Origin of the sequence: Providencia sp. JUb39 (assembly GCF_012272845.1) — a bacterium.
GTDB lineage: Bacteria > Pseudomonadota > Gammaproteobacteria > Enterobacterales > Enterobacteriaceae > Providencia > Providencia lanzhouensis.
Genome location: NZ_JAAWXD020000001.1, coordinates 3,292,438 through 3,308,183 on the forward strand (window position 1 = coordinate 3,292,438; position 15,746 = coordinate 3,308,183).

The window sequence follows — 15,746 nt, forward strand, 5'->3', positions numbered from 1 at the left end:
TTCAGGAAAGTACGTCAACTCAAACAACGAAACCGAAACAATATTCGGTACAATATTTCGAAATAAAGTCAATGACAGGAAAAGACATGCAAAGTAGTGAACAAAATCAACTCAGAAAGGGGCTGAGTGTCCGGCACATTCGCTTTATGGCCTTAGGGTCAGCGATTGGTACTGGGCTATTCTACGGTTCTGCGTCTGCGATTCAGGCAGCAGGTCCTGCGGTGTTACTTGCCTACATGTTAGGTGGTGCCGCTGTATTTATGGTGATGCGTGCCCTCGGCGAAATGGCGGTCCATCATCCAGTTCCTGGTTCATTCTCTCACTACGCAAGCCATTATATGGGTCCTCTAGCGGGTTTTTTAACAGGCTGGAACTACGTATTTGAAATGCTGGTTGTCTGTTTAGCCGATATTACGGCCTTCGGGATGTACATGGGCTTCTGGTTCCCGCATGTCGACCAATGGGTATGGGTATTGAGTATCGTACTATTTATTAGCGCCCTCAATCTTTGCCACGTTAAGATTTTCGGTGAAATGGAATTCTGGCTATCGATTATTAAAGTCAGCGCCATTATTGCCATGATAGTCGGTGGTGCCTTCTTGATGATCTACGGTTTTGGCCAAGAAACGAGCCATGAAGTGGGCATCCAAAACTTATGGGAGCATGGCGGCTTTATGCCAAATGGCATTGAAGGGGTGATTGCCTCTCTCGCAATAGTCATGTTTGCTTTTGGTGGGATTGAGGTGATTGGTATTACGGCAAGTGAAGCGCAAAATCCTGAAAAAACCATTCCAAAAGCTATCAATGCGGTGCCTATCCGTATTCTATTATTCTATGGATTAACGCTGTTTATCCTGATGTGTATCTATCCATGGAACCAAATCGGTCAAAACGGTAGCCCGTTTGTCCAAATCTTCGATAGTTTAGGCATTCAATCTGCAGCCAATATCCTGAATATCGTAGTGATCACCGCAGCAATCTCAGCTATCAACAGTGATATTTTTGGCGCAGGTCGCATGATGTATGGTATGGCTCAAGATGGGCAAGCACCGAAAGTCTTTACTAAACTGACCAAAAGCGGTGTGCCATGGGTGACAGTGCTGGTGATGTCCATTGTGATGTTATTAGGGGTTTATCTGAACTACCTGTTACCAGAAAAAATCTTTGTGATCATCGCGTCAATTGCGACCTTCGCAACGGTGTGGGTCTGGTTAATGATTTTACTGTCACAAGTGGCAATGCGCCGCAAGATGAGCCAAGAAGAAATCAAAAAACTGAAATTCCCTGTACCGTTCTGGCCTGTAGGTCCAGCAATCACCATCGCATTTATGGTGTTTGTTATCGCTTTATTAGGCTTCTTTAAAGATACGCAAGTGGCGCTGATCGTAGGCTTTGTGTGGGTGGCTTTACTCAGTATCACTTTCTTTGCGATGCGTTATTACCAAAAACGTTGATCCCTTTTCATTAAGAGATCAATAAAACAGCCCTACATCGAACAGATCTAGGGCTGTTTTTTTAATGATTTTTGATTTTATGGAACCGTTAGTTCTACTACATCACGCTGACGCAAGCGCCTGTTCAATATCTGCAATTAACTCATCGACATTTTCTAAACCAATAGATAGTCGAATCAGCCCATCACTAATGCCATATTGCAGCCTTTCTTCCGGTGTATAGGTCGAATGAGTCATACTGGCAGGATGCTGCGCTAACGACTCACAATCCCCTAAACTCACCGCTCTAGAGAACAGTGCTAAGTGGTTTAAGAACCTCTTGCCAGCTTCCAGCCCCCCTTTTAGCTCAAATGCAATCATGCCTCCGGCTAATTTCATCTGCTTTTGGGCTAACTGGTACTGCTCAAAACTCGGCAACCCCGGGTACATAATGGTAGCGACTTTTGGGCTCACTTCTAAATATTCAGCAATTTTCTGTGTACTCTGGACTATCCTATCCATACGAACAGACAAGGTTTTCATTCCTCGAATAATCAGGTTAGCGTCATGAGGAGATAAGCATGCCCCCGTCATATCCTTCAACCCCACTAATCGAATTAGTTTTGCGTACTCTGCCGTTGTGGCTACCGCTCCCCCCATAGCATCCCCATGACCATTCATGTACTTGGTCAACGAGTGCAGCACAATATCCGCCCCCAATGTCAGTGGTGTTTGAATATACGGCGTGCAATAGGTGTTATCGACTGCCACTAAGATATTATGTCGATGAGCGATCTCACTCACCGCAGCAATATCCACCAAACGCATGTTCGGGTTAGCGGGTGACTCAAAGAATATCATGCGCGTTTTTTCCGTGATGGCTTGAGCGACACTATCTGGATCACTCATATCAATGTGCTTAATTTTCACACCAAATCGAGCCAACCCATGATGAAAAAAGGCATAAGTACAGCCATAAACCGTTAAGTCCACTAACAGTTCATCACCCGGATTTAATAATGTCCAAAATGTGGCAGTGATTGCGCCCATACCTGACGAGAACACAATTGCCGCCTCTCCCTCTTCAAGAGAGGCAATTCTATTTTCCAATAGATTTAATGTTGGGTTATTAATTCGGGTATAAATATAGCCATCTTTTTCACCACTAAAACAGGCTGCGCCCTCTTCGACACTTTTAAATACATAAGTCGATGTTTGATAAATTGGCGATGCCAATGAACCTAAATGATCTTGTGCATTATAGTGACTATGAATTGCCCGTGTTTCGAAAGAACGTTTTATATCTAAACTCATACCACCTCCGAAAAATTACCCTCCTTGGGATTGAGATAATCGAGAACCGACAATTTGCATCGTTCGCAAAAGCGTCGTAATTCCACGCAATGTATTTGGATCTTTTAATAATCCATACACTGAGCGAAAGTTAGGATTTTTACTATCATGTATTCCTTCCATTTTTGCCATATTGTAGGCAGTACCTAATTCCCATACAGGCACTAAAGTATCTTCAAAAGAATTTGATAATCGTTCTACAGTACTGTTATCTAATATATCGACAAGGTCAGACACTAGTGAAAGCAGATCCACAATATTGTCTAAGCGATTTAAATGTAATAACGGCGCTAATTTTTCAGCAAGATGATTACCGGATTCTGAACTTAATAGTTCAACCAGTTTGCTTTGACTTTCATTATTCGACATTTTTAAATCCTTATTAAACTAAGCCACGGATTGCTGCCCAATAAATACCTCTATTGAAGCCATTTCTTAGTAATCCACCGAGTTTCGTTGGCGGAGTCGGAATAACATCATGCTTGTAATCATATTGCAAAGGCATACCCGCCGTTAATCCCATTTGAGCAACAGCCTGTACTCGACCATCATAAATAGCCGCTGGGTAGCCATAAATTAACTCGCCACAAATATTATCAGCGATAATTGCTGCTTGGTTGTGGCAGCTACCACCCGCTTTACTAATTGGTAAGTCAACTGTGTCACCAATAACATAAACGCCTTCAATACCATAAACTTGCATAGTTTCATGATCAGTCGGTAACCATCCTTCTCCATTATTGTGTTCACTTAATCCAGTATTTACGACCGCCTCTACTGCAGTAATAGGAGGAGTGCTAATTAATAAATCGAAAGGCTGCTCATCACCTTCTTTGGAATAAGCTAATTTCTTATCTGGGTCGACTTTATTTAAAGTAAACCCTCTTTGAGCTTTAATATTTCGAGAAACAAACACTTCAGGAATGACTTCGCAAACCGGCTGTTGCATGAATAAACAATTGCGCAGTAATTGTGCAACTGTAGGATAAGTATAAACAATTTCAATATTATCTCTAACTCGACGTTTACGTAAAAACTCATCAATCATGAGTGTTGTTTCCATCGGCGCTATACCACACTGATGGGGAACGTTTGGTGTTTCAGGAAATGAAACGGTAATAAAAATACGACCTTTTTCAATCTTAGATAATTGATCGGCTAATTTACGCGAGGCATCATAGGCATAAAAATGGTTACCCATTTCCTTTAATCCTTCAATACGCTCAGGTCTAGGGATACACCCTGTAGCAACAACTAAATAATCATAGTGATATTTTTTATTATTTCTTGAGTGTAATTCTTTATTTTTAAAATCAAATGAGTCAACTTTATCAATGACTAATTCAATTTCTGGTCTTAATAATTCACGCTCAGGTCGGCTTAGTTCTTCTTTAAAGAACATATTAAAAGCCACATACATAAATGCAGGTTTATAATAATGTATCGGATTATCTGTTATTAACGTTAATTTTATCTTTTGAGAAAAAATGTCTTTATTAAGTTTTCTAGCCAAAATATTAGCTAACATGGTACCGCCAGTACCACCACCCACAATAACTATATTTTTCATGATTTAAAATCCTTAAGAAATAAAACAGCCCGATAAATAAAACCTGCTCATCGCCGTGCTTTACACTTAATAAATATAGTTTAATGCCAATAACAACCAATACAATAAATTGCATATAATTCGAGAATCAACAAAAAAAACTAATCACTTTGAGATATTAAAACGCTTTCTCTGGTAAAAGAAAAGTGAAGCATTCATAAGTGATAAAATTAAATTTCATTGCAGCTCATTGAAAGAAAAACACTAATATGAATAATGTCCAACTATCTTCCATTTAAACAAGACATCCTCAGCAACTTGTCCATATCCAATATTGTGCATCACTAAGTAATATCGACTATTCGACGCTTTGATGGATGTCACAATTCCTATATGTGGACGGCCGTTATCTAAACGCCATGAAACGATATCACCGGGTAAATAATCCTCCCCTTTTAACGTAATAGGTTTAACAGTACCTTTTCGTGCAAAAAAGGTTTCTAAGTTAGGTACTCGCCGATGATCAATATTGGTATCAGGCTTACGAAGCCCCCACATTTTTTGACTTGGATATTGGCTAAAGTTTTTTTTAATATCTTCATGAAGCTGTTTTTGAAGATCAATACCCAACTTACGATAACTGCGGATCACAACATCAGAACAGACACCATAATGGCTGGGAACATCCCCATTAGGGTAATCTATCTGGCGATAAGATGAATCATAAACAACAAGGCGAGGTAATTGTTCGGCTTGTTTTGCCAACTCAGGGTTACTTTTTCCTAATGCATAGGGCATGCAAAATAGTAAAGCGATAGATAGTAATCGTTTCAAGGTATGAATCCCCATAAAATAGAGAATAAAATCTACAATAATTACAGGGATAAATAAGGTGGGATAATCTTAAAAAGGTATTACTTAGTTAATTTAAATTGGGTAATGATAGGATTATGATCTGACGCATCAGTCTGTAATACGTGGCTTTCCTTCAGTTTTAAGCCGCGGTAAAACATAAAGTCTAATGGACGACCAAACGCTTTTGTCCGTAAATCTGAATTGTAGAGAACTTCCTTCAAGCCAACTGAACGAATAAAGCGCTTCAATGCATTTACTCGCTGACGGCTCCATGCATTAAAGTCCCCCGCGAGAATAACGGGACCGACATGTTTGCTAATATGAGAACCTAATTTGCTCAATTGCTTCGTATATACATCAACCCCAAAACTAAAGTTGATTGCATGTACATTAGCGACCATTAAATGCTTACCATTAGGCAATGGATAAACTGTGATCAAAGCCGATTTAGCTAGACGTAATAGCGGCTCTTTTTCCCGTAATGGACAACAATAAATAGGGTGAGCTGTCGCGAGAGTCATTACCCCTGATGGATGAGGAGAAAAAGGTAAGGCAGGGACTTGATCAGCAATGAGTTGATGAGATGCCGCAAAATTAACTAACTCTGGGGACATTTGAGCTTCTTGAAGCAAGAGTAATTTCTTTTCTTTGACGAGCTCTGCTAACGTAGATTTCCAATTGGGTCGCTGCTGCTTATAAATATTCCAGCTAACCACGTCCAGCGTTTCGCCCGCAGGAAACAGAGGAAGACCTATAGGAAGAGAATCTCCCAGCATATGGATTGGCATAGGCTGAATACGTTTTGCAGGCTCGCCCGCAATGTACCGAACAGAATAGGTTCTTTTAGCCACGTACCGGATTCCCTACGAAATTGATAACAACAGTATTGCTGCCAACTATGCTAGTTTGGCATTGGTTTGACTGACTCACGTACAGTATATCAAATATCTTACCGGTAATCTTACGGAACTTATTATTCCTTTTTGCGACCTTTCTAAGTCAGTCTGACTATCTCCATCAAATTCTCTATCATTCACCGTGATAAATATGCTAGATAACGGCTTAACAAAGGAAAAAGGGGCGTGTAATGGAGGTATTCTTTGCTGTTTGGTTAGGATATAAAGTAGATAGGGCTCATATGACGGTCGATTTTCACTCAATATGTAGGATAACTTCATTACTGATAATGGTTATTGACAATGAAAGCTCCGTTTATAAGGCGGGAAGCCAGAGCGATATTCGGTCTTTTGTCTTGAATAATGATTTTCGGGTGGTAGTTTTTGCATAGTGGCCTTTAAATACAGGCATCCAGAGAGTAAGAACAACGAAATTAGTGAGATCTGAAGGGGGCTGTTTCGATAATCGCGCTTCAAAGGATGACTACCTTGCCTTTTATCACCTATTTTTTAGGCCCCCAAACGTAAAAAAGCCACCCAATGGGTGGCTTCTCGGCTAATTTAATGTCTGGCAGTTCCCTACTCTCACATGGGGAGACCCCACACTACCATCGGCGCTACGGCGTTTCACTTCTGAGTTCGGCATGGGGTCAGGTGGGACCACCGCGCTATTGCCGCCAGACAAATTCTGTTTATTCCCGTCTAAGTTTTTTCTTAAACCAGAACTTCAATCCTGAACAAGCTGTGTGTCCTTCACCTTTCGGCTTCTCACTTGCTTTGAAAATCAACTCAATCTCTCATCCCAAAAACACCTTCGGTGTTGTCAGGTTAAGCCTCACGGTTCATTAGTATTGGTTAGCTCAACGTATCGCTACGCTTACACACCCAACCTATCAACGTCTTAGTCTTAAACGTTCCTTTAGGACCCTTAAAGAGTCAGGGAAGACTCATCTCAAGGCAAGTTTCCCGCTTAGATGCTTTCAGCGGTTATCTCTTCCGCACTTAGCTACCGGGCAATGCCATTGGCATGACAACCCGAACACCAGTGGTGCGTCCACTCCGGTCCTCTCGTACTAGGAGCAGCCCCTTTCAATCTTCCAACGCCCACGGCAGATAGGGACCGAACTGTCTCACGACGTTCTAAACCCAGCTCGCGTACCACTTTAAACGGCGAACAGCCGTACCCTTGGGACCTACTTCAGCCCCAGGATGTGATGAGCCGACATCGAGGTGCCAAACACCGCCGTCGATATGAACTCTTGGGCGGTATCAGCCTGTTATCCCCGGAGTACCTTTTATCCGTTGAGCGATGGCCCTTCCATACAGAACCACCGGATCACTAAGACCTACTTTCGTACCTGCTCGAGCCGTCACTCTCGCAGTCAAGCTGGCTTATGCCTTTGCACTAACCGCATGATGTCCGACCATGCTTAGCCAACCTTCGTGCTCCTCCGTTACTCTTTGGGAGGAGACCGCCCCAGTCAAACTACCCACCAGACACTGTCCGCACCCCAGATAATGGGGCTACGTTAGAACATCAAACATTAAAGGGTGGTATTTCAAGGTTGGCTCCACGCAGACTGGCGTCCACGCTTCGAAGCCTCCCACCTATCCTACACATCAAGGCTCAATGTTCAGTGTCAAGCTATAGTAAAGGTTCACGGGGTCTTTCCGTCTTGCCGCGGGTACACTGCATCTTCACAGCGAGTTCAATTTCACTGAGTCTCGGGTGGAGACAGCCTGGCCATCATTACGCCATTCGTGCAGGTCGGAACTTACCCGACAAGGAATTTCGCTACCTTAGGACCGTTATAGTTACGGCCGCCGTTTACTGGGGCTTCGATCAAGAGCTTCTCCTTACGGATAACCCCATCAATTAACCTTCCAGCACCGGGCAGGCGTCACACCGTATACGTCCACTTTCGTGTTTGCACAGTGCTGTGTTTTTAATAAACAGTTGCAGCCAGCTGGTATCTGCGACTGGCTTCAACTCCATGGGTAAACCACTTCACCTAATGCCAGCGTGCCTTCTCCCGAAGTTACGGCACCATTTTGCCTAGTTCCTTCACCCGAGTTCTCTCAAGCGCCTGAGTATTCTCTACCTGACCACCTGTGTCGGTTTGGGGTACGATTAATGATAATCTAGAGCTTAGAGGCTTTTCCTGGAAGCGGGGTATAAGCTACTTCGCCACCGTAGTGACTCGTCATCAGACCTCAGCATATAGTGAACCGGATTTGCCTAATTCACCTGCCTACATCCTTAAACCGGGACAACCGTCGCCCGGCCAGCCTAACCTTCTCCGTCCCCCCATCGCAATTATCACCAGTACGGGAATATTAACCCGTTTCCCATCGACTACGCATTTCTGCCTCGCCTTAGGGGTCGACTCACCCTGCCCCGATTAACGTTGGACAGGAACCCTTGGTCTTCCGGCGTGCGGGTTTTTCACCCGCATTATCGTTACTTATGTCAGCATTCGCACTTCTGATACCTCCAGCATGCCTCACAGCACACCTTCACAGGCTTACAGAACGCTCCCCTACCCAACAATATTTACATATCGCTGCCGCAGCTTCGGTGCATAGTTTAGCCCCGTTACATCTTCCGCGCAGGCCGACTCGACCAGTGAGCTATTACGCTTTCTTTAAATGATGGCTGCTTCTAAGCCAACATCCTGGCTGTCTGAGCCTTCCCACTTCGTTTCCCACTTAACTATGACTTTGGGACCTTAGCTGGCGGTCTGGGTTGTTTCCCTCTTCACGACGAACGTTAGCACCCGCCGTGTGTCTCCCGTGATAACATTCTTCGGTATTCGTAGTTTGCATCGAGTTGGTAAGTCGGGATGACCCCCTAGTCGAAACAGTGCTCTACCCCCGAAGATGAGTTCACGAGGCGCTACCTAAATAGCTTTCGGGGAGAACCAGCTATCTCCCGGTTTGATTGGCCTTTCACCCCCAGCCACAAGTCATCCGCTAATTTTTCAACATTAGTCGGTTCGGTCCTCCAGTTAGTGTTACCCAACCTTCAACCTGCCCATGGCTAGATCACCGGGTTTCGGGTCTATACCCTGCAACTCATTCGCCCAGTTAAGACTCGGTTTCCCTACGGCTCCCCTATACGGTTAACCTTGCTACAGAATATAAGTCGCTGACCCATTATACAAAAGGTACGCAGTCACACCATAAAGGTGCTCCCACTGCTTGTACGTACACGGTTTCAGGTTCTATTTCACTCCCCTCGCCGGGGTTCTTTTCGCCTTTCCCTCACGGTACTGGTTCACTATCGGTCAATCAGGAGTATTTAGCCTTGGAGGATGGTCCCCCCATATTCAGACAGGATAACACGTGTCCCGCCCTACTCGTCGAGTTCACAACACTAACACCTTCGGATACGGGGCTATCACCCTTTACTGCCGGCCTTTCCAGCCCGTTCTCCTGATGCTAATGCTGATTAAGACTCTGGGCTGCTCCCCGTTCGCTCGCCGCTACTAGGGGAATCTCGGTTGATTTCTTTTCCTCGAGGTACTGAGATGTTTCAGTTCCCTCGGTTCGCTTCGTTTGACTATGTATTCATCAAACGATAGTGCAACGAATTGCACTGGGTTTCCCCATTCGGAAATCGTCGGTTATAACGGTTCATATCACCTTACCGACGCTTATCGCAGATTAGCACGTCCTTCATCGCCTCTGATTGCCTAGGCATCCACCGTGTACGCTTAGTCGCTTAACCTCACAACCCGAAGGTGTCTTTACCAACTGACCCGACGGTCAATTGAACACATTCACGTTGAGATTTTTGAGAGACTCTCACATTGTTTAAGCGATAAACAATGTGCGTTGTTTTCAATTTTCAGCTTGTTCCAGATTGTTAAAGAGCATAATTATTCGCAATAGACTATTTCTAATCTATTCTGAATAATCAGAAAGTTTATGGTGGAGCTAAGCGGGATCGAACCGCTGACCTCCTGCGTGCAAGGCAGGCGCTCTCCCAGCTGAGCTATAGCCCCATAAAGGTAATTCCAGTATCGATTATCCTTTATATGATTTCTCATTATAAAGTCTTTTTTCTTAGGCAAGGCGTGGGTTAGCGAAGTTTACATAAGTAAACGAGCTGAGCCACAACACAGCATAAGAGAAAAGTGGTAGGCCTGAGTGGACTTGAACCACCGACCTCACCCTTATCAGGGGTGCGCTCTAACCACCTGAGCTACAAGCCTATCGATACCGTTACTCTATTTCATCAGACAATCTGTGTGAGCACTTCACAAGTACACTTCAATGGTAAGGAGGTGATCCAACCGCAGGTTCCCCTACGGTTACCTTGTTACGACTTCACCCCAGTCATGAATCACAAAGTGGTAAGCGCCCTCCCGAAGGTTAAGCTACCTACTTCTTTTGCAACCCACTCCCATGGTGTGACGGGCGGTGTGTACAAGGCCCGGGAACGTATTCACCGTAGCATTCTGATCTACGATTACTAGCGATTCCGACTTCATGGAGTCGAGTTGCAGACTCCAATCCGGACTACGACGTACTTTATGAGTTCCGCTTGCTCTCGCGAGGTCGCTTCTCTTTGTATACGCCATTGTAGCACGTGTGTAGCCCTACTCGTAAGGGCCATGATGACTTGACGTCATCCCCACCTTCCTCCGGTTTATCACCGGCAGTCTCCTTTGAGTTCCCGACCGAATCGCTGGCAACAAAGGATAAGGGTTGCGCTCGTTGCGGGACTTAACCCAACATTTCACAACACGAGCTGACGACAGCCATGCAGCACCTGTCTCAGAGTTCCCGAAGGCACTAAAGCATCTCTGCTAAATTCTCTGGATGTCAAGAGTAGGTAAGGTTCTTCGCGTTGCATCGAATTAAACCACATGCTCCACCGCTTGTGCGGGCCCCCGTCAATTCATTTGAGTTTTAACCTTGCGGCCGTACTCCCCAGGCGGTCGATTTAACGCGTTAGCTCCGGAAGCCACTCCTCAAGGGAACAACCTCCAAATCGACATCGTTTACAGCGTGGACTACCAGGGTATCTAATCCTGTTTGCTCCCCACGCTTTCGCACCTGAGCGTCAGTCTTTGTCCAGGGGGCCGCCTTCGCCACCGGTATTCCTCCACATCTCTACGCATTTCACCGCTACACATGGAATTCTACCCCCCTCTACAAGACTCTAGCTGACCAGTCTTAGATGCCATTCCCAGGTTAAGCCCGGGGATTTCACATCTAACTTAATCAACCGCCTGCGTGCGCTTTACGCCCAGTAATTCCGATTAACGCTTGCACCCTCCGTATTACCGCGGCTGCTGGCACGGAGTTAGCCGGTGCTTCTTCTGTTGGTAACGTCAATCGCTGATGATATTAGCATCAACGCCTTCCTCCCAACTGAAAGTACTTTACAACCCTAAGGCCTTCTTCATACACGCGGCATGGCTGCATCAGGCTTGCGCCCATTGTGCAATATTCCCCACTGCTGCCTCCCGTAGGAGTCTGGGCCGTGTCTCAGTCCCAGTGTGGCTGATCATCCTCTCAGACCAGCTAGGGATCGTCGCCTTGGTGAGCCATTACCTCACCAACTAGCTAATCCCATATGGGTTCATCCGATAGCGCAAGGACCGAAGTTCCCCTGCTTTGCTCCTAAGAGATTATGCGGTATTAGCTACCGTTTCCAGTAGTTATCCCCCTCTATCGGGCAGATCCCCATACATTACTCACCCGTCCGCCGCTCGTCAGCGAGAAGCAAGCTCCCCCTGTTACCGCTCGACTTGCATGTGTTAGGCCTGCCGCCAGCGTTCAATCTGAGCCATGATCAAACTCTTCAATTAAAAAGCTTGATGCTCAAAGAATGTTACTGTCGTTTGATTTCCGAAGAAACCAAATTACCTATTAGTTCATATATATGAATTAACGTGTTAGTCACTCTTCAAGACTTAAAATCAAATATTTTTTTGATAGTGTCCTGTGAGTGCCCACACAGATTGTCTGATAAATTGTTAAAGAGCGGTGCGACTTAATCTTTTGATTATCGACTCTAGGTCGTTGTCGCGAGGTGTCGTATACTACGTTTTTTATTTAGAAAGTCAAGCGATTATTTTCAACTATTTTCTTTCTTCACCTCTGTTATCACGGGGCTTCGAGGTTTTCTTCGAACCGGTTTGTCGTGACAACGGATGCGCATTATAGGGAGCTCCCAAAATCTCGCAAGTGTTTTTTTTAAAATAATTTCCAAGTGCTGATTTATCACCCAAAATGGTTACTTTGTGATGCTTTTTAAGGCTTTTGGCAGGTCTGCAAGGCTATTAATCACCAGATCTGCACTCGCAATAGCGTCATCTGTAACAGGTTCGCCGCTTTTTACTAACACATTTGTACCCACAAGAGCCGCTTTACCCGCTTGCATATCTGCAAGTTTGTCGCCAACCATAATAGAAGAAGCCATATCAATGTTTAAAAATTGTTGGGCATCTAAAAGCATTCCTGGTTTTGGTTTGCGGCAATTACATTCTTGCTTATATTCTTCTACTGTTGCATCTGGGTGATGAGGGCAGAAATATATACCATCTAAATCAACACCACGGTCGGCTAGAGACCAATCCATCCACTCAGTCAGCGTCATAAACTGGTCTTCGGTATAAATACCACGACCGATACCAGATTGATTAGTCACGACAACTAATGCATATCCCATCTTTTTGAGTTCAATCATGGCTTCAATAGCGCCTTCGATAAATTCGAAGTCATCAATTTGATGTACATAACCATGGTCGATATTAATTGTGCCATCTCTATCTAGAAAGATTGCTGGAATGCCTTTGCTCACTGCTTTACTCCTCAAACTGAAATGGTTTTTAGTATCTCACGAAAAGAAATGAAATGAGAATAGAATAAATCCATCAAACTTTATTGACTTAGACGTCTAGACGCCTTAACATCCAATACAAGTTAGATACAGTATCTTGAATATAATTCGTCAGAGAATAGAAGATAGAATGATAAAGCTCTCAAATATTAATAAAGTGTTCCAGCAAGGAAACCGCAATATACAGGCACTGACTGATATCAGCCTGCATGTTCCTGCTGGTCAAATATATGGTGTCATTGGTGCATCCGGCGCAGGTAAAAGTACCTTAATTCGTTGTGTGAATATGCTGGAGCGTCCAACATCAGGGCAAGTCATTGTTGATGGACAAGATTTAACGTCTCTGCCAGAGAAAGAAGTTACGAAAGCACGCCGTAGAATTGGCATGATCTTTCAGCACTTTAACTTATTATCTTCGCGCACTGTGTTTGATAACGTGGCACTGCCACTAGAATTAGACAATACACCGAAAGAATCCATTAAACAGCGCGTTAATGAATTATTAGAGTTAGTCGGCTTATCTGAAAAGAAAGATGCTTATCCAGCAAATCTTTCTGGTGGTCAAAAACAGCGTGTGGCTATTGCCCGCGCCTTAGCTAACTCACCAAAAGTATTACTGTGTGATGAAGCAACAAGTGCACTAGACCCAGCAACGACACGCTCTATTTTAGAATTATTGAAAGATATCAACCGTCGCTTAGGTTTAACCATCTTATTGATCACCCATGAAATGGATGTGGTGAAACGCATTTGTGACCAAGTGGCAGTGATCAGTGGTGGTCAGCTTATTGAGCAAGATAAAGTGAGTGAAGTTTTCTCTCACCCTAAAACGCCAGTTGCTCAAGCATTTATTAAGTCAACGTTAGTTATCGATATTCCAGATGACTATAAAGAACGTTTACAACCAGAATCGGGTAAAGATCTCTCCCCGTTATTGAAACTGGAATTCACAGGGCAATCGGTAGATGCGCCATTAATCTCAATGGCCGTACGTAAATTTGATATCGATATTAATATTTTAAGTTCTCAGATTGATTATGCCGGTGGCGTTAAATTCGGTGTGATGCTGGCTGAATTACACGGCTTAGAAAATGGCATTGAGTCCACTATTACATTTTTGAAAGAGCACCATGTGAAAGTTGAGGTTTTAGGTTATGTCTGAGGGAATGATTTCACTGCTTATTTCAGGAACGATTGATACCATTATCATGACTTTCGTTTCTGCAGTTTTAGGTTTTATTTTAGGTATCCCGACAGGCGTCCTACTTTATGTCACTCGTCGTGGGCAAGTAATGGAAAATACCGTTCTGTATAGCGTTATTTCTGCTGTCGTGAATGTATTCCGCTCAATACCGTTTATTATTTTATTAGTCTGGATCAGCCCTTTTACCAAATTCATTGTGGGTTCTGCGATTGGTATCGAAGGTGCGATTGTTCCATTAACTGTTGGCGCAATTCCGTTTATTGCTCGAATGGTTGAAAACGCATTATTAGAAGTGCCGAATGGTTTAATTGAAGCATCACGCGCTATGGGTGCAACTCCGTTACAGATTATCCGCAAAGTATTACTGCCAGAATCTTTACCGGGGTTAATTAACGCAGCAACCATTACATTAATTATGTTAGTCGGTTATTCCGCAATGGGCGGTGCAGTAGGTTCCGGTGGGTTAGGACAAATTGCAATGCAATATGGGTACTATACTTATAATCCATTAGTTATGAATACCGTTCTGGTTCTATTGATTGTCTTAGTATTCATCATTCAGTTCACAGGTGAATATCTAATGAAAAAAGTGTCACATAAATAGTCCGTAATCTAGATAGTCAGAAACAATAGCAGCGCCAAAAAACGCTACACAGTAGTTAAGGTGCTATAAATAGTGTCTAAAGGGGTAAATTATGTCTATTAAGTTAAAATCAATTGCAGTAGTTGGCGCGCTGTTAGGAACATTAGCTCTCGCTGGCTGTGGTGAAAAACAAAAAGATCCAAATAGCATCAAAGTCGGTGTGATCATGGGCAAAGAGTTTGAAGTTGCTGAAGTTGCACAAAAAGTTGCTAAAGAAAAATATGGTCTGAATGTTGAATTAGTTTCTTTCAATGACTTCGTACTACCAAACGAAGCATTAAGCAAAGGTGATATTGATGCTAACGCATTCCAACATAAACCTTATTTGGATCAGCAAATTAAAGACCGTAACTACAAATTAGTTCCTGTTGGAAATACCTTCATTTATCCAATTGCAGGATATTCTAAACAAATTAAATCCATTGATGAATTGGCTGACGGTTCACAAGTTGCCCTGCCAAATGACCCAACTAACTTAGGTCGTTCATTACTGTTACTGCAAAAACAAGGTTTGATTAAGTTAAAAGATGGCACAGGTTTAATGCCTACCGTGTTGGATGTTATTGAGAATCCAAAAGGCTTAAAATTTGTTGAATTAGAAGCGCCACAGTTACCACGTGCTCTAGATGATCAAAAAATTGCATTGGCTATCATCAACACAACTTGGGCTAGCAGTGCAACACCAAAACTGACTCCAGCAAAAGATGGTCTGTTTGTTGAAGATAAAGATTCTCCATATGTGAACATTATTGTGGCTCGTGAAGATAATAAAGATAGCGAGAATGTGAAGAAGTTTATTCAAGCATATCAATCTAATGAAGTGGCAGAAAAGGCCAACGAAGTTTTCGATGGTGGAGCAGTTAAAGGCTGGTAAGCTTTTCTCTTAAAAAAAATGTGTATAAAATGCTAGGTGACTTTATGTCACCTAGTTTTTTTGTATCATACCGACAAGCATTA

General features: G+C 43.5%; 10 protein-coding genes, 2 tRNA genes and 3 rRNA genes. 4 read left to right on the forward strand and 11 right to left on the reverse strand.

What is annotated here, in order from left to right:
- Positions 1–86: 86 nt before the first annotated feature.
- Positions 87–1,454, forward strand: coding sequence for an amino acid permease (locus HFU86_RS15325; protein WP_187129608.1), 1,368 nt, complete (start codon positions 87–89; stop codon positions 1,452–1,454).
- A 102-nt stretch (positions 1,455–1,556) separates the two neighbouring features.
- Here HFU86_RS15325 and megL read toward each other — a convergent pair whose 3' ends face one another.
- The 11 genes from megL to gmhB all read right to left on the reverse strand — a co-directional run bounded on the left by megL (position 1,557) and on the right by gmhB (position 12,903).
- A complete protein-coding gene (megL, locus tag HFU86_RS15330; protein ID WP_187129609.1) occupies positions 1,557–2,747 on the reverse strand; it encodes a methionine gamma-lyase in 1,191 nt (396 codons plus the stop codon).
- Positions 2,748–2,762: 15 nt separating this feature from the next.
- Complete coding sequence (locus HFU86_RS15335) at positions 2,763–3,155, reverse strand: hypothetical protein (protein ID WP_154627625.1); 393 nt, start codon at positions 3,153–3,155, stop codon at positions 2,763–2,765.
- Between the two features lie 13 nt (positions 3,156–3,168).
- Positions 3,169–4,356, reverse strand: coding sequence for an NAD(P)/FAD-dependent oxidoreductase (locus tag HFU86_RS15340; RefSeq protein ID WP_187129610.1), 1,188 nt, complete (start codon positions 4,354–4,356; stop codon positions 3,169–3,171).
- Positions 4,357–4,599: 243 nt separating this feature from the next.
- Positions 4,600–5,133 carry a DUF1287 domain-containing protein gene (locus HFU86_RS15345; protein WP_243699010.1) on the reverse strand — a complete coding sequence of 178 codons (534 nt, stop codon included), beginning with the start codon at positions 5,131–5,133 and terminating at the stop codon, positions 4,600–4,602.
- A 116-nt stretch (positions 5,134–5,249) separates the two neighbouring features.
- On the reverse strand, positions 5,250–6,041 hold the full coding sequence (locus tag HFU86_RS15350) for an endonuclease/exonuclease/phosphatase family protein (protein ID WP_187129611.1): 792 nt from the start codon (positions 6,039–6,041) through the stop codon (positions 5,250–5,252).
- A gap of 611 nt (positions 6,042–6,652) precedes the next feature.
- Positions 6,653–6,768: ribosomal RNA gene (gene rrf / locus HFU86_RS15355) — 5S ribosomal RNA — on the reverse strand.
- A gap of 142 nt (positions 6,769–6,910) precedes the next feature.
- Positions 6,911–9,816 (reverse strand): 23S ribosomal RNA (locus HFU86_RS15360).
- 201 nt (positions 9,817–10,017) lie between these two features.
- Positions 10,018–10,093, reverse strand: a tRNA-Ala gene (locus tag HFU86_RS15365).
- A 133-nt stretch (positions 10,094–10,226) separates the two neighbouring features.
- Positions 10,227–10,303: transfer RNA gene (locus HFU86_RS15370), tRNA-Ile, on the reverse strand.
- 65 nt (positions 10,304–10,368) lie between these two features.
- Positions 10,369–11,908, reverse strand: a 16S ribosomal RNA gene (locus HFU86_RS15375).
- The 16S, 23S and 5S rRNA genes sit together here with 2 tRNA genes alongside, the layout of an rRNA operon.
- Before the next feature lie 428 nt (positions 11,909–12,336).
- Positions 12,337–12,903: a D-glycero-beta-D-manno-heptose 1,7-bisphosphate 7-phosphatase gene (gene gmhB / locus HFU86_RS15380; RefSeq protein ID WP_132496491.1), complete on the reverse strand. Its 567-nt coding sequence runs from the start codon at positions 12,901–12,903 to the stop codon at positions 12,337–12,339.
- 169 nt (positions 12,904–13,072) lie between these two features.
- On the opposite strand from gmhB, the gene metN reads away from it, so the two are divergent.
- The 3 genes from metN to HFU86_RS15395 all read left to right on the forward strand — a co-directional run bounded on the left by metN (position 13,073) and on the right by HFU86_RS15395 (position 15,663).
- Positions 13,073–14,104 carry a methionine ABC transporter ATP-binding protein MetN gene (metN, locus tag HFU86_RS15385; protein ID WP_132496492.1) on the forward strand — a complete coding sequence of 344 codons (1,032 nt, stop codon included), beginning with the start codon at positions 13,073–13,075 and terminating at the stop codon, positions 14,102–14,104.
- A complete protein-coding gene (gene metI, locus HFU86_RS15390) occupies positions 14,097–14,750 on the forward strand; it encodes a methionine ABC transporter permease MetI (protein WP_132496493.1) in 654 nt (217 codons plus the stop codon). Before metN ends, metI begins: the two co-directional genes overlap by 8 nt.
- Before the next feature lie 91 nt (positions 14,751–14,841).
- Positions 14,842–15,663, forward strand: a complete 822-nt coding sequence (locus HFU86_RS15395) for a MetQ/NlpA family lipoprotein (protein WP_187129612.1) — start codon at positions 14,842–14,844, stop codon at positions 15,661–15,663.
- The last annotated feature ends 83 nt before the right edge of the window (positions 15,664–15,746 follow it).

Coding starts and splice junctions, on each gene's coding strand:
- HFU86_RS15325 (WP_187129608.1), top strand. CDS start 87: ATGCAAAGTAGTGAACAAAATCAACTCAGAAAGGGGCTGAGTGTCCGG.
- megL (WP_187129609.1), bottom strand. CDS start 2,747: ATGAGTTTAGATATAAAACGTTCTTTCGAAACACGGGCAATTCATAGT.
- HFU86_RS15335 (WP_154627625.1), bottom strand. CDS start 3,155: ATGTCGAATAATGAAAGTCAAAGCAAACTGGTTGAACTATTAAGTTCA.
- HFU86_RS15340 (WP_187129610.1), bottom strand. CDS start 4,356: ATGAAAAATATAGTTATTGTGGGTGGTGGTACTGGCGGTACCATGTTA.
- HFU86_RS15345 (WP_243699010.1), bottom strand. CDS start 5,133: ATGCCCTATGCATTAGGAAAAAGTAACCCTGAGTTGGCAAAACAAGCC.
- metN (WP_132496492.1), top strand. CDS start 13,073: ATGATAAAGCTCTCAAATATTAATAAAGTGTTCCAGCAAGGAAACCGC.
- metI (WP_132496493.1), top strand. CDS start 14,097: ATGTCTGAGGGAATGATTTCACTGCTTATTTCAGGAACGATTGATACC.
- HFU86_RS15395 (WP_187129612.1), top strand. CDS start 14,842: ATGTCTATTAAGTTAAAATCAATTGCAGTAGTTGGCGCGCTGTTAGGA.